Source organism: Arthrobacter sp. H-02-3 (assembly GCF_003097355.1).
GTDB lineage: Bacteria > Actinomycetota > Actinomycetes > Actinomycetales > Micrococcaceae > Arthrobacter > Arthrobacter humicola.
The window spans coordinates 25,268-49,324 of sequence record NZ_PYUI01000003.1 but is presented as its reverse complement, the minus strand read 5'-3'; the positions used below and the strand labels follow the sequence as shown (position 1 = coordinate 49,324).

Here is a 24,057-nt window from a genome sequence, read left to right as displayed (position 1 = left end):
GTGAAATCCTGGATCTCCCGCCCTGTTCCCCAGCTCCCGGGCAGCATGCCTGCCCTGCGCCTCTTCGACACCGCCAAAGGCGCAATCGTCACCCTGGAGGCCACGGGTGAGCAGTCCATGTATGTCTGCGGCATCACCCCCTACGACGCCACCCACATGGGCCACGCGGCCAGCTATGTCGCCTTCGACCTCCTGAACCGTGCCTGGCGGGACGGGCGGCAGCACGTCTCCTACGTCCAGAACGTCACCGACGTCGACGACCCCCTCCTGGAGCGGGCGACGGCCACCGGAGTTGACTGGCGCGAACTTGCGGCAAGCCAAATCGAGCTCTTCCAGACGGACATGGAGGCGCTGAACGTCCTCGCCCCGGACCACTACGTCGGCGCCGTCGAGGCCGTTCCGCTGATCGTTCCCGCCATCGAGCGGCTCCTGCGCAACGGCCTCGCCTACCGGGTTCCCGGCACCGGCGGCGAGCCCGACGGCGACGTCTACTACGACGTCGAGGCCGCCGGGAAGCACTCCACCGAGGCGCGCGATGCTTGGACGCTGGGATCCATCTCGGGACTGTCCGACGCCGAAATGCTCGAACTCTTCGCCGAACGCGGCGGCGATCCGGGCCGGGCCGGGAAGCGCCAGGCACTGGATCCGCTGCTGTGGCGGGTTGCCCGCGAGGGTGAGCCCAGCTGGCCCGGCGGTGAACTGGGGGAGGGACGGCCCGGCTGGCACATCGAATGCACCGTGATCGCCCAGCAGTACCTGCCCAAGCCCTTCACCGTCCAAGGCGGCGGCTCGGACCTGATCTTCCCGCACCACGAAATGGGTGCCGGCCACGCCTACTCGCTGGCGGGTGTTCCGCTGGCCCACCACTTCGCGCACGCCGGCATGGTGGGCCTGGACGGCGAGAAGATGAGCAAGTCCAAGGGCAACCTGGTCCTGGTGTCCCGGCTCCGCGCTGACGGTGAGGAGCCGGCTGCGATCCGTCTGGCCATTCTGGCCCACCACTACCGCACGGACTGGTCCTGGACCGAAGCCGGGTTCGCGGAGGCCAAGGACCGGCTCCGCACTTGGCGCGAAGCCCTCGCGTTGGCTCCGCACGGATCCGCCGCGTCCCTCCTCGGCCGGCTGCGGACCGAGCTCGCCAATGATCTCAACGCTCCCGGCGCCCTGGCCGCCATCGACGCCTGGGCACAGGCCGCGCTGGCCACCCCGGGAACCGCGTCAGCCACGGACGCCGCACTGGTGGGCGATGCCGTGAACGCCCTGCTCGGCGTCGAACTCTAGGAGCCGGATTCCAGGAGCCGACAGCCGCGGCCTGGGCGTTAGGGTTTGTCCTTGTTGCGGCGCTTGAGGTAGCGCTCGAATTCACGGGCGATAGATTCGCCGCTGGCCTCCGGCAGGTCAGCGGTGTCCTTGGCCTCCTCCAGCTGGCGCACATAGGCCGCAATCTCGGGATCCTCGGTGGCGAGCTCGTCCACGCCGCGCTCCCACGCGTCGGCCTCTTCCACGAGTTCCTGCGTGTCCAGGGGGACCTGCAGGAGCTCTTCGATCCGGTTCAGGATGGCCAGCTGCGCTTTGGGCGACGGCGCCTGGGCCACATAGTGCGGCACGGCCGCCCAGAGCGAGACCGTCGGCAGTCCGGCAAGCAGCGCCACCTCGCCGAGCACGCCCACGATTCCCACCGGGCCCTCGTACTGTGACGCTTCAAAGTCCATCCGCTCCCGCAGGGCGTTGTCGTCGGTGGACGTGCTGACCGGAATCGGCCGGCTGTGCGGCACATCGGCCAGCAGGGCACCGACCAGAATGACGTAGTCCACGTGCAGGGCTTCGGCATGCACCAGCAACTCGGCGGTGTAGGCGCGCCACTTATAGGACGGCTCCGTGCCCTGGACGAATATCACGTCCACATTCGAGTCGGGGACACTTGCCTTGAAGATCCGGGTGGACGGCCACTTGATCTTCCGCTCGCCGGACGCCGTCCGGCGGATCGTAGGCCTGGTGAACTGGAAGTCGTAGTACTCGTCGGCGTCGATCGACCCGACTTTTTTGCCGCCCCAGAGTTTGTTCAGGTAGCGCAGGGCGTCGCTGGCGGCCTCCCCGGCGTCATTCCAGCCTTCAAAGGCGGCCAGCATGACCGTGATGCGCCGGCCCTCGGGGACGGGCTGCAGCAGCCGCTCCGGCTCGGAGACGGCGCCTGGTTCGGTGGGGTCTGCCTCGAAGCTGTTCATGCCATCACCCTACGTCCAAGTCGCTTCCCAGTGCAGGCATTGAAGCACCGCGAAGAGGCAAAAAACTGCACGGAGACTGCGGCCCGCCAGCCAAAATTCGCCGTAGGCGTAGCGCGGGCGCCCCGCATCCGGCTTCCCCGTAGACTGGAAGGCATGCGATCCTCAGCTTCCCGGCCCCTCCTTAAAGCAGCGCTATGGGACATGGATGGCACCATTGTCGACACCGAGCCCTACTGGATAGAAGCCGAACGCACCCTCGTTGAAGCGCACGGCGGACAGTGGTCCCATGACCAGGCCATGCAGCTCGTGGGACAGTCCCTGGTGTTTTCCGCCGGCCTGCTGCAGGAGGCCGGCGTAGCGATGGAACGACGCGACATCATCAACACCCTCACGGGCCATGTGGTCAGCCAGGTCCGCAAGTCCGTTCCCTGGCGGCCCGGGGCCCGCGAACTGCTCGACGAGCTCTACAACGCCGGCGTCCGCTGCGCCCTCGTCACCATGTCAGAGGCCCCGCTGGCCCGGGAAATCGTTGCCAGCCTCCCCGCGCCCTACTTCGATTTTCTCGTCACAGGGGACACCGTCTCGCAGGGAAAGCCCCACCCGGAGGCCTACCTCAAGGCCGTTGAGCTCCTGCAGCAGCAGGACCCCGACCTCAGCCATCACCACTGCGTGGCCCTGGAGGATTCCGCCCCGGGCGTCGCCGCCGCCGTGGCCTCGGGCGTCGTCACCGTCGCCATCCCGCACATCGTGCCCCTCCCGCATGATCCCCGCCGCGCCACCTGGGATACCCTCGAGGGCCGCACGGTGGCGGACCTTGAAGAGCTGGTGGCCCTGCGGCACGAATTCCCCGATGCCACCTTCGGGCTCGATGCCGACGCCGGCTCCGTCGCCCGCACGACTGCGAGCCCCGTCCGTGGCTGACACCGGGGGCCAGGGACAGCCCGGCAAGGTGGCGGCTTCCCGCAAGGACGGTATCCCGCTGGGCCGCATAGCCGGCATCCCGGTATATCTCGCCTACTCCTGGTTCATCATCGCGGCTTTCACCGTGATCGCGTACGGGCCGGTCCTCGAGACCAACAACCCGCATCTGGGCATCACCGCCTTCCTCGTGGCCTTCGCGTACGCCCTGCTGCTCTTGATCTCCGTGCTGGCGCACGAACTCGCCCACGCGCTGACCGCGAAGGTGTTCCACTGGCCCACGGAGAAAATTGTCCTCAACCTCTGGGGCGGCCACACCCAGTTCCAAAGCTTCACCGCCTCACCGGGCCGCTCGGTCCTGGTCGCGATGGCCGGCCCTGCGGCGAACTTCGTCCTCGCCGGCGCCGGCTGGCTCCTGCTCGCCTACGGCCAGTTGAACGGTGTGGCCGACATCCTGGCCAACATCTTCGTCTGGGCCAACCTGCTGATCGGCATCTTCAACGTGCTTCCCGGTCTTCCGCTGGACGGCGGGCGCCTGGTTGAATCCGCCGTCTGGAAAGCCACCGGAAACCAGGACAAGGGAACCATCGCGGCCGGCTGGGCCGGACGGATCATCGTGATCGCCCTGGCGCTGTGGTTCATTGTCCTACCCCTGGTCAGCGGAGCGCGGCCGGACATTTCCTTCACCCTCATCACGGCCCTCGTCGGCAGCTTCCTGTGGATGGGCGCTTCGGCGTCGATCCAGCAGGCCCGCATGCGGGGCCGGCTGTACTTGGTCGACGCCGCGGCCCTCGCCGAGCCGGCCGTCGGCCTTCCGGACACCGCCACGGTTGCCGACGTCCTGCACCGGGCTCCGTCCGGCAGCCCAGCCGTGGTGCTGTGCGACCGGGACGGCCGTCCGGTGGGCATTGTCGACGCCGGCGCAGCGGCCATGGTGCCTGCCCCGTTGGCCGCGACGACCCCTGTTTCGGCAGTGTCCTACGCCCTGGGCGCCGGGGCCTACGTTCCCGAATGGTCCAAGGGCCAAGAGCTCGTCCAGTACCTGGCCCAGCTCGATGGCCAGGAGTACGCGGTGGTGGACCGCGATGGCGCCGTTACCGGGCTGCTGCACCAGTCCGCCGTCCTCGGCGCCATTACGGGCAAGTACCGGCCCCAACCCCAGAACCAGGGGCAGAACCGGTAGAGTTACTGGTCGGTCGTGAATTTCCGGCCCCCACGCGCAAGGACCGGTGCCCGCCGGCATGTCCGCGGCCACACAGCTTTACAGGAGCGAGGAACATTTTCATGAGCAGCGATACTGCCGCCACCGCCGCCGCAGGCATTAACACAGCCGCAGCCACTGACACCGCCCACGCAGGCACTAGTACTGCCGCGACCGGTGCTGCACGCCGCCGCGGACCGTTCCGCGAGGGCGAGCGGGTGCAGCTCACGGACGAGCGCGGACGCATGAACACGATCACGCTCGAGGTCGGCGGAGCCTTCCACACCCACCGCGGCTTCCTGAACCATGACGAGATCATCGGCAAGCCCGACGGCTCCGTCGTCGTGAACAACGTCGGACAGCAGTACCAGACCCTGCGCCCGCTGCTTTCGGACTTCGTGCTCTCGATGCCGCGCGGCGCCGCCGTCGTATACCCCAAGGACGCCGGCCAGATCGTCACGATGGCGGACATCTTCCCCGGCGCCCGCGTCGTTGAAGCCGGTGTCGGCTCGGGCGCCTTGTCCATCTCCCTGCTTCGCGCGGTGGGGGACAACGGCTACCTGCACTCCTTCGAGCGCCGCCAGGAATTCGCCGATATCGCCCGCGGCAACGTTGAGACCATCTTCGGCGGCCCGCACCCGGCCTGGAAGATCTCCCTCGGAGACTTCCAGGAAGAAGTGGTTCGCACCGAAGAGCCGGGATCCGTGGACCGGGTGGTTCTGGACATGCTCGCGCCGTGGGAATGCCTCGACGCCGTCGCCACGGTCCTGGCGCCGGGCGGGGTCTGGATCAATTATGTCGCGACTGTGACGCAGCTTTCGCGGACAGCCGAAGCCATCCGCGCCGACGGCCGCTTCACCGAGCCCGACGCGTGGGAATCCATGGTCCGCGGCTGGCACCTCGAAGGCCTGGCCGTGCGCCCGGACCACCGCATGGTCGCCCACACGGGCTTCCTGCTGGTCACCCGCCGGCTCGCCGACGGCGTCACGGGAATCTCCGTGAAGCGCCGCCCGTCCAAGACCGATTTCAACGAAGAAGACGTCAACGCCTGGACTCCCGGCGCCGTCGGCGAACGGGCTGTCTCGGACAAGAAGCTGCGCCGCGCCGCCCGCGACGCAATCGCCGGAACAAACGTCGTGGACACCCCGGAGATAACGAACTAGGCAGCATATTTCGGATGTCTCCAGCGGCACCCGCCTTCTTAGGGCTAAGGTCTTAATAGAAGAGCAGGAAGGGGCTGATGCACGATGGAGACTCCGAACACTGACCCGGGCCGCACACCGGCCGAGGACGCAGCGGATGCTGCCGCACGGGCGGACGCGTCCCGGGCCGCTGCCGGCGAGGGGGAGCGGTACGCCGCCAATGAACTCTCCGTCGCCGAGCGGCAGGTCAATATCCTCCGGGACAAGCTCCGGCACATTGACCGCCAGCTCGCCGCGGCCACGCAAAACAACTCAAAGCTTGTCAGCATGCTGGAGACCGCCAAGGCGGAGATCCTGCGGCTCAAGAACGCCCTCGACCAGGAGGGACAGCCGCCGTACAGCTTCGGCACCATCCTTCAGCTGAACCCGAAGCGTCAGCCGACCGCCGGGAACAGCGGCCAGGCGGCCACTGAGGAATCGGTCGATATCTTCAACGCCGGCCGCAAAATGCGCGTGGGGATCAGCCCGCTGGTGAACATCAACCAGCTGGCAGTCGGCCAGGAAGTCCTCCTGAACGAGGCCCTGATGGTGGTCGCCGGGCTCGGCTACGAGCGCGCCGGGGACCTGGTCACACTGAAGGAGATGCTGGGTTCGGACCGCGCCCTGGTGGTGGGCCGGGCCGACGAGGAACGGGTCATCCGGCTCTCCGGGGCCCTGCTCGCCCAGCGGCTCCGGGTCGGCGACGCCCTCTCTATCGATTCCCGCACCGGTTACGCCCTCGAGAAGATCCCGCGCTCTGAGGTCGAAAACCTCGTGCTGGAGGAAGTCCCGGACATCACCTACCAGGACATCGGCGGTCTCGGCCCGCAGATCGAACAGATCCGCGACGCCGTCGAACTGCCGTTCCTGCACCCTGACCTCTACCGCGAGCACGGACTCAAGGCCCCCAAGGGAATCCTGCTGTACGGCCCGCCGGGCTGCGGCAAGACCCTGATCGCCAAAGCCGTCGCCAACTCGCTGGCCGCCCGGGCCGCCGAACGTGCCGGCAAGACGGACATGAAGAGCTACTTCCTGAACATCAAGGGACCCGAACTCCTGGACAAGTACGTCGGCGAGACGGAGCGGCACATCCGCCTGATTTTCGCGCGCGCCCGTGAAAAGGCCTCCGAGGGCAGCCCCGTGGTCGTGTTCTTCGACGAAATGGATTCGCTGTTCCGCACCCGCGGCACCGGCATCTCCTCCGACGTCGAAACCACGATCGTTCCGCAGCTCCTCAGCGAGATCGACGGCGTCGAACGGCTGGACAACGTGATCGTGATCGGCGCCTCCAACCGCGAAGACATGATCGATCCGGCGATTCTGCGCCCGGGCCGCCTGGACGTCAAGGTCAAGATCCAGCGTCCCGACGCCGAGGCCGCCGCCGACATCTTCAACAAGTACATCACCACGGACCTGCCCTTCCACGAGTCCGACCTCGCCGAGCACAACGGCGACGTCCAGGCCACCGTGGACGCCATGGTCCAGCGGACCGTCGAGGCGATGTACTCCACCGAGAAGTCCAACGAATACCTCGAGGTGACCTACGCCAACGGCGACACCGAAATGCTCTACTTCAAGGACTTCAATTCCGGCGCCGTGGTGCAGAACGTCGTGGACCGGGCCAAGAAGTACGCCATCAAGGACCTGCTGACCATCGGGCAGAAGGGCCTGCGCATCGATCACCTGCTCCGTGCGGTCGTGGATGAGTTCCGTGAGCACGAGGACATGCCCAACACCACCAACCCGGACGACTGGGCACGGATCTCCGGCAAGAAGGGTGAGCGCATCACATACATCCGCACCATCGTCCAGGGCAAGGCCGGCCAGGAGCCCGGGAAGTCCATCGAGACGATGCCCAGCACAGGGCAGTACCTGTGACGGCTGGTGTCCCGGGACGGCCGGCCGACACAGCCGGCGGCCTGCCCGTCGGCGGTGCGATGCGGGTGATGGGCTCGGAGACCGAGTACGGCATCCACGCGCCGTCGGCCCCCGGCGCCAACGCCACCATGATGTCTGCCCGCGTCATCCAGGCATACGCCCAGGTCACGCGGCAGCGGGCGGCCGGCGGGGCCGAAACCCGGTGGGACTACACCGACGAAGAGCCGTTGCACGACGCCCGCGGCTGGACCTTGGAGCGCAGCAGCGCGGACCCCGAACAGCTCACCGACCAGCCTCCGGTCCTGGACGCCGAGGCCATAGCCCTCGCCTACGGCCGGCAGGAGCTCGAGGCCGACGGCGAGGACGAGGCCGGCACGCTGCTGATGAACATGGTGCTGGGCAACGGGGCACGGTTGTACGTCGACCACGCCCATCCGGAGTACTCCAGCCCCGAGGTCACCAACCCGCGCGCCGCCGTCACATGGGACGCCGCCGGAGACCTCGTGGCGCTGGCCGCCGTCCGCCGCCTCGCCGCCGACCCCGAGCTGCCGCCGGTCAACCTCTACAAGAACAACACGGACAACAAGTCCGTCTCCTACGGCTCGCACGAGAACTACCTCATGCCCCGCTCCGTGCCGTTCGGCGAGATCGTTCGCGGGCTCACCCCGTTCTTCGTCACCCGGCAGATCATCTGCGGCGCCGGACGCGTGGGCCTCGGGCAGGACAGCTCCCGGCCGGGGTACCAGATCAGCCAGCGGGCCGACTTCTTCGAAACCGAAGTGGGACTGGAGACCACTATCCGCCGGCCCATCATCAACACACGGGACGAACCCCACGCCACCGCGGACAAGTACCGCCGGCTCCACGTCATCATCGGTGACGCCAACCTCAGCCAGGCATCCAACTTCCTCAAGTTCGGCACCACCGCGATGGTCCTGAGCCTGATCGAGGCCGGCCTGGCGCCCCGGATTGAGGTTCACGAGCCCGTCGCGGCCCTGCAGACGGTCAGCCACGACACCTCGCTGACCGCGATGCTGCGCCTGAGCGACGGCCGGCGGATCACCGCCCTGGACCTGCAATGGATCTATTTCGAGGCCGCCTCCAAACACGCTCAGGACACCGGCGTTGCGGATGCCGTGGACGGTGACGGGCACACCCACGAGGTCCTGGAACGCTGGTCCGGCACCTTGAGTGAACTCGGCGGTGACCGGGCGGCGGCCGCCTCCTCCGTGGAATGGCTTGCCAAACTGTCCCTGCTGGAGGGCTACCGCCAGCGCGACGGCCTCGAGTGGGACAATGCCCGACTGGGCCTCGTGGACCTGCAATGGGCCGACATCCGCCCCGAAAAAGGGCTCTACTACCGCCTGCTGGCCCGCGACCGGATGCAACGGATCGTCGACGACGCGGCGATCGGCCGCGCGGTGACCGAACCGCCGTCGGACACGCGCGCGTACTTCCGCGGACGCTGCGTCAGCCGTTTCGGCGCCGACCTTGCGGGAGCGAGCTGGGACTCGGTGATCTTCGATCTTCCCGGCCGCGGCCGGCTCCAGCGGGTCCCCACCCGGGAGCCGCTGCGCGGAACCGAAGCCCTCACCGGCGGCCTCTTCGCCCGGCACCGGGAGGCCGGGACGTTCCTGGCCGAGCTGCTGGGACTCAGCCCCGGTTCCTAGGAACAAAAGGCCCCCGCGGGCGCCCCGCGCGTGGCACTATTGCTACAGGAAGTCCCTTACGAGAAAAGGGACGGACATGAAGGAGAGAACAATGGCAGGCCAGGAGCAGCAGCAGCCGCAGTCGCGGGACACCGAGGTTGACGAGGACGTCCCCGCCGCGCCGCCGGCCCCCGCAGACGCCCAGGCATCGGCAGCCACCCAGGGCGTTGACGACCTCCTCGACGAGATCGACGGCGTGCTGGAATCCAATGCCGAGGAGTTCGTCCGCGCATTCGTCCAAAAGGGCGGCCAGTAGGAGCGCCGCCGGCCGCCGGATGAGGGCGGCAGGAGGGGCTAAGAGCCGGAAGAGTCGTTGATCCACCACGTTGAGGGAGCGTCAGTGCAGGAAACAACAGCCAACCGCGTAGCAGCCAACGCGACGTCCTCATTCACTGAGCATCTGCAGCGCGAGCGGCCCGACTTAATGCCCTTCGGCCACATGCCTTTCAACCAGCTGCTCGCCGCCGGCCAGACCACAGCACCCCTCCAGGCCCCGCACGGAACCACGATTGTGGCGATGAGCTACGCCGGGGGAGTGCTGATGGCCGGCGACCGACGCGCCACGATGGGCAACGTCATCGCGAGCCGGCACATCGAGAAAGTCTTCCCCGCCGACCAGTACTCCGTACTGGGCATCGCCGGAACCGCCGGAATCGCCCTCGACATCACCCGGCTGTTCCAGGTTGAGCTGGAGCACTACGAGAAGATCGAAGGCACGCTCCTGAGCCTGGACGGCAAGGCGAACCGGCTCGGCGCCATGGTCCGGGGCAACCTGCCCATGGCGATGCAGGGCCTCGCCGTCGTCCCCCTGTTCGCGGGGTTCGACCGGCCCGCCGGCTTCGGCAGGCTCTTCTCCTACGACGTCACGGGCGGCCGCTACGAGGAACAGGAACATCATGCCGTGGGATCCGGCTCGATGTTCGCCCGCGGCGCGCTGAAGAAACTCTGGCGCCCCGGGCTCTCGGAGCAGGATGCCGTGGCGGTCGCCGTCGAGGCACTGTACGACGCCGCCGACGACGACTCCGCCACCGGCGGCCCCGACCCGGTCCGGCAACTGTGGCCGGTTGTCTATGTGGTGAACCGGACGGGCGCCGTCCGGGTCCCGGACCGCGATCTCGCCGCCGTGGCCGGCCGCATCATCGAATCCCGGGCCGTCGCCCAGCGGGAGGCCTAAGATGACGCAACAGTTTTATGTATCTCCCGAACAGCTGATGAAGGACCGTGCGGACTTCGCACGGAAGGGCATCGCCCGCGGACGCTCAGTGGTGGTCATCAGCTGCAAAGACGGGATTGCCCTCGTGGCGGAGAACCCGTCCCCGTCCCTGCACAAGATCGGCGAGATCTACGACAAAATCGCGTTCGCCGCCGTAGGAAAATACAACGAGTTCGAGAGCCTGCGACAGGCCGGGGTGCGGTACGCCGACGTCCGCGGCTACTCCTACGACCGTGAGGACGTCACGGCCCGCGGCCTGGCCAGCGTCTACGCCCAGAGCCTCGGAGCGGTGTTCACGGCCGAGCAGAAACCCTTCGAGGTGGAACTGGCCGTCGCCGAAGTCGCCCAGACCCAGGAGGCGGACCACCTGTACCGGCTGACGTTTGACGGGTCCATCGCCGATGAACACGGCTTCATCGTGATGGGCGGGCAGGCGGACAAAGTGTCCGAGGCCGTCGCGGCGGGCTGGCAGGGCGAACTCGACTTCGCCGGGGCCATCCGGCTGGCCCTCGCCGGGCTCGTCGCGGACAAGGAAACAACCACCCTGCCGGCGTCCGCGTTGGAAGTTGCGGTACTGGACCGCGGTTCGGAAACCGGCCGCGGCACCCGCCGGGCGTTCCGGCGGCTCGAGGACGCGGACATCGTGGCACTGCTGGCTGAGGAGAAGTGAGATGGACAAGCGCATATTCGGCATCGAAACCGAATTCGGAATTTCCTATTCAAGCCCGGAATCCCGGCCGCTCGCGCCGGAGGAAGTCGCCCGCTACCTCTTCCGCAAGGTGGTCAGCTGGGGACGGTCCTCCAACGTCTTCCTGACCAACGGCTCGCGCCTCTACCTGGATGTCGGATCCCACCCCGAGTACGCCACGGCCGAGTGCGACGACCTCGCCCAGCTGATCGCGCACGACCGCGCCGGGGAACTGATCCTGTGCGACCTCGTGGACGAGGCCCAGGAACGGCTGGCGGCCGAGGGCTTCAACGGCACCGTCTACCTGTTCAAGAACAACACCGACTCGGCCGGAAACTCCTACGGCAGCCACGAAAACTACCTCATCCCGCGCCGCGGGGAATTTTCCCGGCTCGCCGAGATCCTGATCCCGTTCCTCGTGACGCGCCAGCTGATCGCCGGGGCCGGCAAAATCCTGAAGACCCCGCACGGGGCAACCTTCGCCTTCTCCCAGCGGGCCGACCACATCTGGGAGGGCGTGTCCTCGGCCACCACCCGCTCCCGGCCTATCATCAACACCCGGGACGAGCCGCACGCGGATGCCGAGTTCTACCGGCGCCTGCACGTGATCGTGGGCGACTCCAACATGTCCGAAACCACGGCCCTGCTCAAGATCGGAACGGTGGACCTGATCCTGCGGATGATCGAGGCCGGAGTGATCATGCGCGACATGCGGATGGAGAACCCGATCCGCAGCATCCGGGAAATCTCACACGACCTCAGCGGCCGGGCCCTGGTGCGGCTAGCCAACGGCCGGCAGCTCACGGCCTTGGAGATCCAGCGCGAGTACCTGAGCAAGGTGACCGCGTTTGTGGCCGAAAACGGTGCCCACAACGCCCACGTGCCGCTCATCCTTGACCTGTGGGAGCGCACCCTGGATGCGATCGAAAGCGGTGACACCAGCACGATCGACACCGAAGTGGACTGGGCCATCAAGAAGAAGCTCATGGACAACTACCGCGAACGGCACGGCCTGGGGCTCGACGCCCCCCGGATCGCGCAGCTTGACCTGACCTACCACGACATCTCCCGCAGCCGCGGCCTCTTCTACCTGCTCCAGGCCCGCGGGGCCACCCGCCGGGTAGTGGACGACACCACAGTCAAAGACGCGGTGGACGCCCCGCCGCAGACCACCCGGGCCAAACTCCGCGGCGACTTCGTCCGGCGCGCCCAGGAACTGGGCCGTGACTACACCGTGGACTGGGTTCATTTGAAGCTCAACGACCGCGCCCACCAGACCATCCTGTGCAAGGATCCGTTCCGGAGCGTGGACGAGCGGGTCGATGCCCTGCTGGACTCGATGGGCTGATACCCAGCTTTGCACGTTATTCTGAGGTAGGGCCGCCTTGCGGCCGCCGCTTTCTTTGCCCCGGGAAACCGAACGGCACTGAGTCCACCCTGCCTCGACGAAAGTTTCCAAGTGCGCCGACTACTTGCAATTCTTCTGCCCGGACTGCTGCTGCTGACCGCCTGTGGCGGCGGCGAAGCGCCCCCGGCGCCGGAACCCACCAGCCAGTCCGCGGGTGAGACCGCCAAGCTGGACTCGGTCAAACTCACGGAGAACGGCGACAAGAAGGCCCCCGGTGTTGAATTCACCAAGCCGCTCGACGTCAAGGAACCCACTGTCAAAGTGGTCACCGAGGGCAGCGGCGACCGGGTGAAGGCCAACCAGATCGCCGACATCTCGATCGTGGCCTTCAACGGCACGGACGGCTCCACCCTCGAAGACACGTTCCCGAACGATCCCGAGCCGCTGGAGCTGAACGACGAGCTCAAGAAAAGCAGCCCCGTGATCTACAACGCTTTCGTGGGCGCCAAGGTGGGCTCCCACATTGCCCTGGCCGTCCCCGGCCAGGCCGCAGCCGAAGGCACCGAGGCCAAGCCCACGCAGCTCCTGATCGTCAAGGTGCTCTCCGCCAAGGATGCCCCGCCGGTCTTGGACAAGCCGCAGGGCGACGTCGTCACCCCGCCGGCCGGACTGCCGACCGTCAAGGAAAACGACAAGGGCGTTCCGGAGATCTCCGTTGCAGGCGTCCCGGTACCGACCGCGCTGATCTCCCAGGACCTCATCACCGGCAAGGGCCAGGCCGTCAAGGACTCCGACACCATCACAGTCAACTACGTGGGCGTTGCCCTCGCGACCGGCAAGGTGTTCGATTCCAGCTTTGACCGCGGCCAGAAGGCCACCTTCCCGCTCACCGGCGTCATCAAGGGCTGGACCCAGGGCCTGACCGGCAAGACGGTCGGCTCGCGCGTCCTTTTGGTGGTCCCGAAGGACCTCGCCTACGGTGATCAGGGCCAAGGCGACGCCAAGGGCGACCTCGTCTTCGTCGTCGACATCCTCGGCGTCAAGTAATCCACCGCATTCACCACACGTCACCCCCAAAGGAGCAACCATGTCATTTGGACAGCGCAACCTCGACCGCGAAAAGCCGGAAATCGACTTCCCCCAAGGAGACGTCCCCACCGAACTGGTCATCACGGACCTGATCGAAGGCGACGGCGCCGAGGCCAAGGCCGGCGACACCGTTTCCACCCACTACGTGGGCGTCGCCTGGTCCACCGGTGAAGAATTCGACGCGTCCTGGGGCCGCGGCGCGCCGCTGGACTTCCGGGTCGGCGTCGGCCAGGTCATCCAGGGCTGGGACCAGGGCCTCCTCGGCATGAAGGTCGGCGGCCGCCGCCGCCTCGAGATCCCCTCCGAGCTTGCCTACGGTTCGCGTGGCGCCGGCGGGGCGATCGGCCCCAACGAGGCCTTGATCTTCGTCGTAGACCTCGTCGCCGTCCGCTAAGGGACGCCGAGCACCACTAGCAGGGCCGGCTGCATCAGCAGACTGAGCCGGCACCTGATCACCCCCTTGGGGCGCAAGCGCGGTAACAATCGGAAAAGTTCTTCCGGCTGTTGCCGCGCTTTCGTCTTTTTCGGGGATCGGCTTTAGTAGCCTTGCGGGGTGTCCGCCTCACGTACAGAACGCCTCCTGAACCTGCTCATTGCCCTGCTCAACACCAAGTACGGCCTGCGCCGCAGCGAGCTGCGCGCAAAGGTCTACCGCGACACCACGAGCAGTGAAGTCGCGTTCGGCCGCATGTTCGAACGCGACAAAGGAGAGCTGCGCCAGTTTGGCTTCAATGTTGAGGCCGTGACGGACCAGGGCTGGGGCTCCGACGACCCGGCCACCACCCGGTACCGGATCGGCAAGGAATCGAACCGGCTCCCGGACGTCAGCCTCACCCCCGAAGAGTGCACGGTGCTGATCCTCGCGGCGCAGCTCTGGGAGCACGCCGCGCTCGGCTCCGCCGCCGTCGACGCGGTCCGCAAGCTGCAGGCCGCCGGCGGCCTCGTCGACGCCGAACTCCCCGTCGGGGTCCAGCCGCGCATCCGACCTGCCGGCCAGGCGTTCGAGGACCTGGTGGCCGCCATGCACGCCCAGCACCCGGTCAGCTTCAGCTACCTGGCCGGCAGCACCGGCAAGGAGCAGGAACGCCTCGTGGAGCCCTGGGGCCTCGGCAGCCGCTTCGGCCAGTGGTACCTCGTGGGCTACGACCGGGACCGTGGGGACAAGCGGTTCTTCCGGCTGTCCCGGCTGACCTCCGCCGTGACAGTACTGGAGAAGGAGAGCTTCACCCCGCCGGCCGGGTTCAACGTCCGCGCCGAACTGGCGGCCCTGGCCGAACTGCCGGTGCAGACCGCCGTCGTCGACGTCGACCAAGGACGGCTGCTCGGACTGCGCAAACGCGCCCTGTTGGGGCCCGACGCCGCCCCGGAAACCGGTGCGGCCCTCGAAACCGGTGCCGCCGCGGAACCCGGGGAGCAGCCCGCGGCGGGACGGGACCGTCTCACGGTGCCCTTCCGCGACGCCGAAACGCTGGGCGAGGAGCTGGCCTCCTACGGCCCCCGGGTCGTCGTGGTGTCGCCGCCCGAACTCGCCGCCGCCGTTCGCCGCCGCCTCGCCGCGGCCGCGGAGTTCACCGCCGCGCCGGTCCCGGAGGTGGCCTTCCCCGGGGCCGGCCCCGCCGCCCGGCCCCGCAAACGCACGTCCGAGGACCAGCTCAAGCGGATGCTGCAACTGGTTCCCTTCCTGGTCCACAACCAGGGCCTGCACATCAGCGAGGTGGCCGCCCGCTTCGGAGTCACCCGCAAGGCCCTCGAGGACGATCTGCGCATCCTGATCTGTTCGGGCCTGCCGGAAGGCTACCCCGACGATCTGCTGGACATTCAGTGGGACGATGACCACGTCTTCATCACCCAGGACCTGGACCTGACCCGCCCGGTCCGTTTCACCGTGGACGAGGCCTGCGCGCTCCTGACGGGCCTGGAGACGCTAAACGGCCTGCCCGAGCTCGCCGAAGGCGGCGCGCTCGAATCGGTGACGCTCAAGCTCATGGCCGCGGCGGGGGAAGAGGGGCTCAAAGCGGCCGCGCTCTCGGGCCCCGAGGTGGCCCCCGGCAACTCCGCCACCCTGGCGACCGCCCGCGCCGCGATCCGGTCCGGCGCGCAGCTTCATTTGAAGTACTTCTCCCCGCAGCGCGACAGCGTCTCCGAACGCGACGTGGACCCCCTGCGGCTGTATTCGCTCGACAACACGTGGTACCTCGAGGCTTACTGCCACTTGGCCGGGGGCCTGCGCAACTTCCGCCTGGACAGGATTGAGGACCTCACCCCCAACGGGCGCCCGGCAGCCGGAACGGCGACACCGGCGGACAGCTTCCCGGTAAAGCTGTTCACACCGAACGACGACGACACGGTGGTGGTGGTGCAACTTGCCCCCCGCGGCACCGGCCTCGCCGACGACTACTATGCCGAACGGACCGCCGCCCTGCCTGATGGCGGCCTGCTGGCCGAGATCCGGTTCGGCAGCACGGACTGGCTGCCGATGTTCGTCGCCCAGCACGGAGGCATGGTGCGGATCCTGCAGCCGGCCACCCTCGCCGAGGCGTCGCGGCAGTGGCTCGCCGCCGCCCTGACGCAATACGAGGACTTGCCGGACCGCCCGATAGACTAATCAGCATGCCTTGGTGGTCCTGGATCCTGATCTGGATAGCGCTCGTCGCGCTGTCGCTGTTGTTCTACGGCGTGCTCGGCGTGCGGTTGTACCGGCAAGCCACCACCGCGCTCAGGGAACTCGGTGAAGCCATGGACCGGTTCTCCCGCCTTCCGTCACCCGCTGACGATGGCGCCGGCGCCTCGGGCGGCGCGGCCCCTCAACCGCTACCCGGTGGCGCCGTTTTTGCCTCGCCTGCCCGGATGCGTCATGATTACGACGCATCCAAGCTCGCCCGGCAGGATGCCCGCCGGCTGCGCCGCATCCAGCGCAAGAAGGACCGCGGGCAGCCCCAGGCGCTGCGCGACATCGAATTGGGTTAGACGTAGGATGTATTCAAACGAAAGGACCTCCTGACATGAGGCTTGAAGGCTGGCATCTCATCATCATCATCGTTCTGGCATTGGTGCTGTTCGCTGCACCGAAGCTGCCGGGCATGGCCCGCAGCCTGGGCCAGTCGATGCGCATTTTCAAGTCGGAAGTCCGGGAAATGAAGAAGGACGGCACCTCCGACGCCAAGGAAGGCTCCGAGCCGGTCGAGGGCCGGGTTGTTAACCACCCGCAGGCCGCCGCCCCGGAAAGCCGCACGGGCGACGGAACCGACGTTCCGCCGTCGACCCGCGCCTAAGACCGCATGGCAGTAACCATGAGCCGTCGATCAAACCCCGAGGGGAAGATGGCGCTCCTTGACCACCTGAAAGAGCTGCGCAACCGGCTCTTCAAGGCGGCAATCGCCGTCGTCCTCGGGACGGTGGTGGGATTCCTCGTCTACCAGCCGTTTCTGGCTGCGCTGACCAAGCCGATCCGGGACCTGAATGAACAGCAGGGCCGGCAGGCGACGCTGAACTTTGACGGGGTCGCGAGCTCGTTCGACCTCATGATCCAGGTGTCCGTGTTCCTGGGCCTGATCATCGCCAGCCCCGTCTGGCTCTACCAGCTCTGGGCCTTCATCGTGCCCGGGCTGCACAAGAAGGAACGCCGCATCGCCCTGTCCTTCGTGGCAGCGGCCGTGCCGTTGTTCGTCGGCGGCGTCCTGCTGGCCTGGCTCGTGCTGCCCAACGCGGTGCGCGTGCTGACCGAATTCACGCCGGCGGGCGGCTCCAACTTCATCAGCGCCCAGGTCTACCTGACCTTTGTCCTGCGGCTGCTGCTGGCCTTCGGCATCGCATTCCTCCTGCCGGTGGTCCTGGTGGGACTGAACCTGGCCGGCATCGTCAAGGGCCAGCAACTCCTCAAGAGCTGGCGGATCACCGTGTTCCTGGTGTGCCTCTTCGCCGCCATGGCCGCGCCCGGCGCCGACGCCACGAGCATGTTCTACCTCGCCGTCCCCATGCTGGCCCTGTTCTTCGCCGCGATCGGGCTGTGCATGCTCAACGACCGCCGGCGCGAACGACGCGCCGTCAAACGCGCTGCCGAGACCGAAGCCACCGCGGACCAGGCCACCCCAAGCTCCGAGCTGGAGAATCTCTAGGCCTTCGCGCATTAGGCTGGAAGCATGTCGTCACACCCCGGGCCGGAGTCGCCGTCCGAACGTTACCGCGCCAGCGTCGAGCGGGCCGCCGAAGCCAAGACCTACCTGGGGGGTTTCATCCGCTCCCTGGAATTCGAACTCGATGAGTTCCAGCGCGAGGCATGCCTGTCCCTGCAGGCCGGCCGCGGCGTGCTCGTGGCCGCCCCCACCGGGGCCGGGAAGACGATCGTGGGCGAGTTCGCCATCTACCTGGCCCTCCAGCGCGGGCTCAAGGCTTTCTACACCACGCCCATCAAAGCCCTGAGCAACCAGAAGTACTCCGAACTGGCCGCCAAGTACGGTGCCGCCCAAGTGGGCCTCCTCACCGGCGATACGAGCATCAACGGCGACGCACCCGTGGTGGTCATGACCACCGAAGTGCTCCGCAACATGCTCTACGCGGATTCGGACACGTTGGATGACCTTGGTTTCGTCGTCATGGACGAGGTCCACTACCTGGCCGACCGCTTCCGCGGCGCCGTGTGGGAGGAAGTCATCATCCACCTGCCCAGCGAGGTCCAGGTGGCCTCCCTGAGTGCCACGGTCTCCAACGCCGAGGAGTTCGGCGCGTGGCTCGATACCGTGCGCGGACAGACCGACGTGATCGTCTCCGAGCACCGCCCGGTGCCCTTGTGGCAGCACGTCATGGTGGGCCGGAAGATCGTGGACCTGTTTGCCGGCGATACCAGCTTCGACGAGATCGCACCGGCCGGTGAGGGCGCTGGCAGTGAGGCGGCTGCCACTGCTGTGACAGCGACCGCCGTGACGGCAGAGGTGCCCGGGCGGGCCGGTTTCGAGGTCAACCCGGAGCTGCTCTCCATGGCACGGGCCGAGAGCCAGATGAATTTCCGCGGCCGCTTCGGCCATGGCGGCCGGAACCAGCGCCGCCAGCAGCGTGGCCAGCGGGACGAACCCCAGGGCGGCCAGCGCAGCCCGGTACGGAAGGCCAGCCGGCCCCAGGTCATCGCCAGCCTGGACCGGCAGGACCTCCTGCCGGCCATCACGTTCATCTTCTCTCGGGCCGGCTGCGACGCGGCCGTGGCGCAGTGCGTCTCCGCCGCGCTCTGGCTGACCAATGAGCGGGAGCAGCAGATCATCGCCCAGCGCGTTGACGAAGCTGCCCAGGACATCCCCTCGGATGATCTCGATGTGCTCGGCTTCTGGAGCTGGCGGGACGGCCTGCTGCGCGGACTCGCCGCGCACCATGCCGGCATGCTGCCGACGTTCAAGGAGGTCGTGGAGAAGCTGTTCGTCGACGGCCTGGTCAAGGCCGTCTTCGCCACCGAAACGCTCGCCCTGGGCGTCAACATGCCGGCGCGCTGCGTCGTGCTGGAGAAGCTGGACAAGTTCAACGGCGAGGCGCACGTCAACATCACGGCGGGGGAGTACACCCAGCTGACGGGCCGTGCCGGCCGCCGGGGCATCGACGTCGAGGGCCACGCGGTGGTGCTGTGGCAGCCCGGCACCGATCCGGCCGCCGTCGCCGGTCTCGCCTCACGCCGGACGTACCCGCTGAACTCAAGCTTCCGTCCCACCTATAACATGTCCATCAACCTCCTGGCGCAGTTCGGCCGACCGCGCGCCCGGGAAATCCTCGAATCGTCCTTTGCGCAGTTCCAGGCCGACCGGTCGGTGGTGGGACTGGCCCGGCAGGTCCGGAGCCGGGAGGAGTCCCTCGAGGGGTTCAGCAAGTCCATGACCTGCCACCTGGGCGACTTTACCGAGTACGCCCGGTTGCGGCGCGCGCTGGCCGACGCCGAGAAGATGGCGTCCAGGAGCAGCTCCCGGGCGGTGAAGTCGCTCACGGAGGACTCCCTGAGCCGTTTGCTTCCGGGCGACGTGGTGGATGTCCCCTCCGGAAAGTCGCCGGGCCTCGCGGTGGTGCTCAGCTCCGACCACGAATCCAGGGAGCCCCGCCCTGCCGTCATGACGCTGGACAACCAGCTCCGCCGGATCGGCCTGCAGGACGTCGAGGGTCCGTTGTCGCCCATCACGCGGATCAGGATTCCCAAGTCCTTCAACGCCAAGGTCCCCAAGTCGCGCCGCGACCTGGCGTCCTCGGTGCGCAACGCCATCCGCGAGCACCGTCCGCCGGCGCCCCCGCGCCGCGACGAGGACTTCGGCCGGTCTGCGGCCGCGCCCAACCAGGAGAAACGGATCGCTGAGTTGCGCAGGGAGCTCCGCGCCCACCCGTGCCACGGCTGCAGCGAACGCGAGGACCACGCCCGCTGGTCCGAACGCTGGTGGAAGCTCCGCCAGGAGACGGACGGGCTGATTCGTCAGATCCAGGGCCGGACCAACACCATCGCCAAGACATTCGACCGTGTGTGCGGCGTCCTGACGAGCTACGGCTACCTGGAGACCTCGGACACCGGCGTGCTGTCCATCAGCCCGGACGGTCAGCGGCTGCGGCGGATTTACGGCGAAAAGGACCTGCTGATCTCGCAGTCCCTGCGGATGGGTGCATTCAATGACCTCGACGCCGCCGAGATCGCCGCCCTGGCCAGTGTGCTCGTCTACCAGGCCAAGCGCGAGGACCGCGGCTTGCGGCCCAAGATGCCGAGCATCTCGCTGGAGTCCGCCGTCGATACCGTGGTGCGCGAGTGGTCCGCCCTCGAGGACGTGGAGGAGGCCAACAAGCTGCCGCTCACCGGCGAGCCCGAACTCGGGCTGGTCTGGCCGATCTTCAAATGGGCCAAGGGCCGGCACCTCCAGGACGTGCTCAGCGGCACCGACCTGGCCGCAGGCGACTTTGTCCGCTGGGTCAAACAGGTCATTGACCTTTTGGACCAGCTCGCCGACATCCCGAACCTCGACCCCCGGATTGCGCGGCTCTGCGCGGAGGCGATCAAGCTCATCAAACGCGGCGTCGTCGCCTATTCCTCAGTGGCCTAGGCTGCTGGCCGTACCTGGCCGCTCGCTGGCCCGCTAACGCGGCCTGCCAAGACTTTTAAACCCGCCGGCGCCACGCCGGCCACCGTTACAAGGAGTTACCGACCCATGACCGATTCGCCGGCTGCCGCAGCCCGCAAAGTCACGCTGTACCGCAACGGCTCCGTCTACACGGCTGCCGACCCTTTCGCGACCGCGATGCTGGTCGACGGCGATACCGTCGCCTGGGTCGGTTCCGAACAGGCTGCCACCTCCATTGCGGACTCTTCGATGGAGGTGATCGATCTGCAGGGCGCGCTGCTCGCCCCCGGTTTCGTCGACTCCCACGTCCACCTGACGGAAGCCGGTATCGCGCTCGATTCGCTGCAGCTGGCGGGCGTGCGCTCCGCTGCCGAAGTGCTCGACGCCGTCTCCAGCGCCTCCGCCTCCAGCGCGGGCGGTACCGTGCTGGGCCACGGCTGGGACGAGACGACCTGGACCAACCCCGCGCTGCCCAGCCGGGAGGAAATCGAACGTGCCGCCGGCGGCCGCAAGGTCTACCTGGCCCGTGTGGATGCCCACTCGGCCCTCGTGTCCAGCTCCCTGGCGGCATCGGCGGGGCTGGAAGGGCTCGACGGCTTTGCCGCCGACAGCCAGGTCAAGCGCGGCGCCCACACCGCGGCCCGCCAGGTGGCCCGCCAGCTGCCGGCGGACACCCTGCGCGGCTACCAGCGGCGCGCCCTCGCCGAGGCGGCCGCGAACGGATACGTGGCCCTCGCGGAGATGGCCGCTCCGCACATCGGGACGGTTGAGGACCTGCGGGTCGCCGCGGGCTGGAACAGCGCCTCCGGCGCAGTGGACGATGCCGCGCATCCGGTGCCGGAGATCCTGCCCTATTGGGGCGAGCTGGCCACCTCCGAGGACCACGCCCGGTCCATCCTTGACGGGCTGGGCGTCCCGGTTCTGGGCCTTGCCGGCGACCTCAACATCGACGGCTCGATCGGCTCACGGACCGCGTCCCTGCGTGCCGACTACGCGGACGCGCCGGGGGAGCGCGGCAGCCAGTACCTCTCCGTGGCCGAGGCGGCCGCCCACCTTGCGGCGTGCTCGCTCCTGGGCGTTCAGGCAGGCTTCCACGTGATCGGTGACGCCGGCCTGGATGCAGCCCTGGATGCCCTCGACCTGGCCGCTGCCGAGGTGGGCGAACAGCGCGTCCGCGCCGCGGGGCACCGCTTCGAGCACGTCGAGCTCGCGGATCCCGCGGCAATCAGCCGGCTGGCCCGCTACTCCGTCACCGTCAGCGCCCAGCCGGTCTTCGACGCGCTGTGGGGCGGCGGGGACAGCCTGTACCAGCAGCGCCTCGGCGACCGCCGGCTGGGCATGAACGCTTTTGCAAGCCTCTACGCGGCCGGTGTGCCGATCTGCTTCGGCAGCGACACCCCCGTCACGCCGCTACGGCCGTGGTCCAGCGTGCGGGCGTGCCTGGAGCACACCAACCCGGCAGAGCGGATCTCGGCCCGCGCCGCGTTCCTTGGCCACACCCGGGCCGGCTGGCGGGCAGCCCGCTACCGCAACCCGATGGCCGGGCAGCTGGTGCCCGGGGCCCCGGCCAGCTTCGCGGTCTGGGAGGTCGAGGAACTCATGGTCCAGGTTGCCGACGGCCGGGTGCAGTCCTGGAGCACCGACCCGCGGGCCCGCACGCCGCTCCTGCCGGCACTGGATACGGGCACGGACCCCGTCTGCCTCCAGACGGTGCGCGACGGCCAGGAACTCTATGCCAGCGGTGCCCTCGGCGCCTGACCATACGGGCGACGCATACAGCCGGCGGCCCAGAAACATTGACCCGCGGACCCCTGCCCTGAGCTGGGGCGATGGATAAAACGGCAGGTCACGGCTCGGTTGACAGATCGGGGCACCGCCGTAGCATTGAGGGTCAACGGAGGGTTGCGTACGGCGCAGGCTCCGCAGTCCCCGGTCCATTCCAGGTTGCCGCACCCGCGGGAGCTTTACTGGTCATGACCACGGGCACCCCGAGGGGGCGGGTCTACTTCGCAGCAGAAAACGGTTCCGGCGCCGAAATTTTCAGGCCTGCCGGTACTGGCCCGAAGCGGGTGGACCTGCCCGGGGCCGCCATGCGGCCCGTCACGCGCGTGCGACTCCCTATAATGGGAAGTTGCGCCTGAAAGTCTTCGACGATTCTCTGCCGGCGCACCGACCGCTCCCTTCAAGGAAAGGCCTCGCTGTGCGTGTCCTCACCATCATCCCCACCTATAACGAGCTGGAATCGTTGCCCAAGACGCTCGGTCGCCTGCGCACAGCCGTGCCTGCCTCCGATGTGCTGGTTGTCGACGACAACAGCCCGGACGGCACAGGACAGCTGGCGGACCGCATGGCCGCCGACGACAGCCAGATCCACGTCCTGCACCGGGCCGGTAAGGCAGGGCTCGGCGCCGCGTACATCGCAGGCTTCAAGTGGGGCCTGGACGCCGGCTACGACATCCTCGTGGAGATGGACGCCGACGGCTCGCACCAGCCCGAGCAGCTGCCCCAGCTGATCGAGGCCGTGGAGCAGGGCGCGGACCTCGCCATGGGCTCACGCTGGGTTCCCGGCGGCAGCGTCGTCAACTGGCCGCTCTACCGGCAGGCCATCAGCCGGGTCGGCAGCACGTACGCCCGCATCATGCTGGGCGTTAAGATCAAGGACGTCACCGGCGGCTTCCGTGCCTTCCGCCGGACGACGCTCGAGAAGCTGAACCTGGATGCGGTGGACTCGGTCGGCTACGGCTTCCAGGTGGACCTGGCCTGGCGCGTGGCCAAGCTCGGCCTGACGATCGTGGAACGCCCCATCACCTTTGTTGAGCGTGAACTCGGGGCCTCGAAGATGAGCGGCAACATTGTCATCGAAGCCATGATCAACGTCACGAAGTGGGGCCTGACTGCCCGCTGGAACAAGCTCAGGGGCAAGAAGGACGCCTAGCGGCCCGGACGGCACCGTCCCGGAAGCAGACGGCCCACGAGAAAGGACCGGGCCCGCATCACTAGTGATGCGGGCCCGGTCCGTTCTTAGCCGGTGGTATCAGCTGGCCGTCTAGGCCGACCGGCGTTCGCCGCGGCGTTCGCGCAGGATCGTGAGACGGTCTTCGAGGATCTGCTCAAGCTCGGGGAGGCTACGGCGTTCCAGCAGCATGTCCCAGTGCGTGCGCACTGCCTTTTCGTTGCTGTTGACGGGGCGTTCGCCGTCCACCAGCAAGGCCTCCTTGCCCGTCTTCGAAACCCAAACCGGGGGGATTTCGGCTTCCGAGGAGAACGTCACAAACACCTGCTCGCCGTCCTCGCAACGGTATTCAACCCGCTGGCGCGGAGCCGGTTCGACGCCGGATTCGGTCTCCATGCTCTGTGCGCCAAGGCGCATACCCCGCAGGCTGCGATCGCTCATCTTTTCTCCCTCTATTCGGTTCGCAGGGTCCAGCCCTGCGTTATCCGGGGACCGTCAGGCGCCGGACTTCTGGTTGCACTGTGCTGAACCGCGAGTGGCCCGCTGACCGGGCCGGACGGCAGCCACCAGTGACAAAAACTGTTTGG

General features: G+C 67.8%; 21 protein-coding genes. 19 read left to right on the top strand and 2 right to left on the bottom strand.

Features of this window, described 5'->3' with window-relative positions:
- Positions 1–1,281, top strand: a complete 1,281-nt coding sequence (gene mshC / locus C9424_RS04265; RefSeq protein WP_116765683.1) for a cysteine--1-D-myo-inosityl 2-amino-2-deoxy-alpha-D-glucopyranoside ligase — start codon at positions 1–3, stop codon at positions 1,279–1,281.
- A gap of 38 nt (positions 1,282–1,319) precedes the next feature.
- On the opposite strand, the gene C9424_RS04260 is transcribed toward mshC, so the two are convergent.
- The gene (locus C9424_RS04260; protein WP_116765682.1) at positions 1,320–2,225 is read right to left on the bottom strand and encodes a PAC2 family protein; all 906 of its coding nucleotides are present in this window, start codon (positions 2,223–2,225) and stop codon (positions 1,320–1,322) included.
- 153 nt (positions 2,226–2,378) lie between these two features.
- Here C9424_RS04260 and C9424_RS04255 point away from each other — a divergent pair, with 153 nt between their 5' ends.
- The 18 genes from C9424_RS04255 (at position 2,379) to C9424_RS04170 (ending at position 23,452) form a co-directional block, all read left to right on the top strand.
- Positions 2,379–3,146 (top strand): HAD family hydrolase, encoded by a 768-nt coding sequence (locus tag C9424_RS04255; RefSeq protein WP_116765681.1) that lies wholly within the window; start codon positions 2,379–2,381, stop codon positions 3,144–3,146.
- Positions 3,139–4,326 carry a site-2 protease family protein gene (locus tag C9424_RS04250; RefSeq protein WP_116765680.1) on the top strand — a complete coding sequence of 396 codons (1,188 nt, stop codon included), beginning with the start codon at positions 3,139–3,141 and terminating at the stop codon, positions 4,324–4,326. The genes C9424_RS04255 and C9424_RS04250 overlap by 8 nt, the downstream gene beginning before the upstream one ends.
- Positions 4,327–4,427: 101 nt before the next feature.
- Complete coding sequence (locus C9424_RS04245; RefSeq protein ID WP_116765679.1) at positions 4,428–5,507, top strand: tRNA (adenine-N1)-methyltransferase; 1,080 nt, start codon at positions 4,428–4,430, stop codon at positions 5,505–5,507.
- 84 nt (positions 5,508–5,591) lie between these two features.
- A complete protein-coding gene (gene arc / locus C9424_RS04240) occupies positions 5,592–7,403 on the top strand; it encodes a proteasome ATPase (protein WP_116765678.1) in 1,812 nt (603 codons plus the stop codon).
- A complete protein-coding gene (gene dop / locus C9424_RS04235; protein ID WP_425547242.1) occupies positions 7,400–9,073 on the top strand; it encodes a depupylase/deamidase Dop in 1,674 nt (557 codons plus the stop codon). The genes arc and dop overlap by 4 nt, the downstream gene beginning before the upstream one ends.
- A gap of 91 nt (positions 9,074–9,164) precedes the next feature.
- Positions 9,165–9,368, top strand: a complete 204-nt coding sequence (locus C9424_RS04230) for a ubiquitin-like protein Pup (RefSeq protein ID WP_026266331.1) — start codon at positions 9,165–9,167, stop codon at positions 9,366–9,368.
- A gap of 84 nt (positions 9,369–9,452) precedes the next feature.
- On the top strand, positions 9,453–10,286 hold the full coding sequence (gene prcB / locus C9424_RS04225; RefSeq protein WP_116765903.1) for a proteasome subunit beta: 834 nt from the start codon (positions 9,453–9,455) through the stop codon (positions 10,284–10,286).
- 1 nt (position 10,287) lies between these two features.
- On the top strand, positions 10,288–10,995 hold the full coding sequence (gene prcA, locus C9424_RS04220) for a proteasome subunit alpha (protein ID WP_091254221.1): 708 nt from the start codon (positions 10,288–10,290) through the stop codon (positions 10,993–10,995).
- A 1-nt stretch (position 10,996) separates the two neighbouring features.
- Complete coding sequence (gene pafA, locus C9424_RS04215) at positions 10,997–12,361, top strand: Pup--protein ligase (protein ID WP_116765677.1); 1,365 nt, start codon at positions 10,997–10,999, stop codon at positions 12,359–12,361.
- Between the two features lie 111 nt (positions 12,362–12,472).
- Positions 12,473–13,408 (top strand): FKBP-type peptidyl-prolyl cis-trans isomerase, encoded by a 936-nt coding sequence (locus C9424_RS04210; RefSeq protein WP_116765676.1) that lies wholly within the window; start codon positions 12,473–12,475, stop codon positions 13,406–13,408.
- 40 nt (positions 13,409–13,448) lie between these two features.
- Positions 13,449–13,844 (top strand): FKBP-type peptidyl-prolyl cis-trans isomerase, encoded by a 396-nt coding sequence (locus tag C9424_RS04205; protein WP_091254229.1) that lies wholly within the window; start codon positions 13,449–13,451, stop codon positions 13,842–13,844.
- 159 nt (positions 13,845–14,003) lie between these two features.
- Positions 14,004–16,055 (top strand): helix-turn-helix transcriptional regulator, encoded by a 2,052-nt coding sequence (locus C9424_RS04200; RefSeq protein ID WP_116765675.1) that lies wholly within the window; start codon positions 14,004–14,006, stop codon positions 16,053–16,055.
- Between the two features lie 5 nt (positions 16,056–16,060).
- A complete protein-coding gene (locus C9424_RS04195) occupies positions 16,061–16,417 on the top strand; it encodes a hypothetical protein (protein WP_116765674.1) in 357 nt (118 codons plus the stop codon).
- A gap of 35 nt (positions 16,418–16,452) precedes the next feature.
- Positions 16,453–16,722: a Sec-independent protein translocase subunit TatA gene (gene tatA / locus C9424_RS04190; RefSeq protein ID WP_116765673.1), complete on the top strand. Its 270-nt coding sequence runs from the start codon at positions 16,453–16,455 to the stop codon at positions 16,720–16,722.
- A gap of 48 nt (positions 16,723–16,770) precedes the next feature.
- Entirely contained in the window at positions 16,771–17,565 is a 795-nt protein-coding gene (tatC, locus tag C9424_RS04185; RefSeq protein WP_202615776.1) for a twin-arginine translocase subunit TatC, read from the top strand.
- A 24-nt stretch (positions 17,566–17,589) separates the two neighbouring features.
- Entirely contained in the window at positions 17,590–20,499 is a 2,910-nt protein-coding gene (locus C9424_RS04180; protein WP_116765671.1) for a DEAD/DEAH box helicase, read from the top strand.
- A gap of 105 nt (positions 20,500–20,604) precedes the next feature.
- Positions 20,605–22,275: an amidohydrolase gene (locus C9424_RS04175; RefSeq protein WP_116765670.1), complete on the top strand. Its 1,671-nt coding sequence runs from the start codon at positions 20,605–20,607 to the stop codon at positions 22,273–22,275.
- Positions 22,276–22,717: 442 nt separating this feature from the next.
- Positions 22,718–23,452, top strand: a complete 735-nt coding sequence (locus tag C9424_RS04170) for a polyprenol monophosphomannose synthase (protein ID WP_091256196.1) — start codon at positions 22,718–22,720, stop codon at positions 23,450–23,452.
- Positions 23,453–23,563: 111 nt separating this feature from the next.
- On the opposite strand, the gene C9424_RS04165 is transcribed toward C9424_RS04170, so the two are convergent.
- Complete coding sequence (locus C9424_RS04165; protein ID WP_026266329.1) at positions 23,564–23,911, bottom strand: RNA polymerase-binding protein RbpA; 348 nt, start codon at positions 23,909–23,911, stop codon at positions 23,564–23,566.
- Positions 23,912–24,057 lie beyond the last annotated feature (146 nt).

Bases quoted from the DNA above. Each gene is read 5' to 3' on its own strand.
- C9424_RS04260 (WP_116765682.1), bottom strand. From the start codon at position 2,225: ATGAACAGCTTCGAGGCAGACCCCACCGAACCAGGCGCCGTCTCCGAG.
- C9424_RS04255 (WP_116765681.1), top strand. From the start codon at position 2,379: ATGCGATCCTCAGCTTCCCGGCCCCTCCTTAAAGCAGCGCTATGGGAC.
- C9424_RS04245 (WP_116765679.1), top strand. From the start codon at position 4,428: ATGAGCAGCGATACTGCCGCCACCGCCGCCGCAGGCATTAACACAGCC.
- arc (WP_116765678.1), top strand. From the start codon at position 5,592: ATGGAGACTCCGAACACTGACCCGGGCCGCACACCGGCCGAGGACGCA.
- C9424_RS04230 (WP_026266331.1), top strand. From the start codon at position 9,165: ATGGCAGGCCAGGAGCAGCAGCAGCCGCAGTCGCGGGACACCGAGGTT.
- prcA (WP_091254221.1), top strand. From the start codon at position 10,288: ATGACGCAACAGTTTTATGTATCTCCCGAACAGCTGATGAAGGACCGT.
- pafA (WP_116765677.1), top strand. From the start codon at position 10,997: ATGGACAAGCGCATATTCGGCATCGAAACCGAATTCGGAATTTCCTAT.
- C9424_RS04205 (WP_091254229.1), top strand. From the start codon at position 13,449: ATGTCATTTGGACAGCGCAACCTCGACCGCGAAAAGCCGGAAATCGAC.
- C9424_RS04195 (WP_116765674.1), top strand. From the start codon at position 16,061: ATGCCTTGGTGGTCCTGGATCCTGATCTGGATAGCGCTCGTCGCGCTG.
- tatA (WP_116765673.1), top strand. From the start codon at position 16,453: ATGAGGCTTGAAGGCTGGCATCTCATCATCATCATCGTTCTGGCATTG.
- tatC (WP_202615776.1), top strand. From the start codon at position 16,771: ATGGCGCTCCTTGACCACCTGAAAGAGCTGCGCAACCGGCTCTTCAAG.
- C9424_RS04180 (WP_116765671.1), top strand. From the start codon at position 17,590: ATGTCGTCACACCCCGGGCCGGAGTCGCCGTCCGAACGTTACCGCGCC.
- C9424_RS04175 (WP_116765670.1), top strand. From the start codon at position 20,605: ATGACCGATTCGCCGGCTGCCGCAGCCCGCAAAGTCACGCTGTACCGC.
- C9424_RS04165 (WP_026266329.1), bottom strand. From the start codon at position 23,911: ATGAGCGATCGCAGCCTGCGGGGTATGCGCCTTGGCGCACAGAGCATG.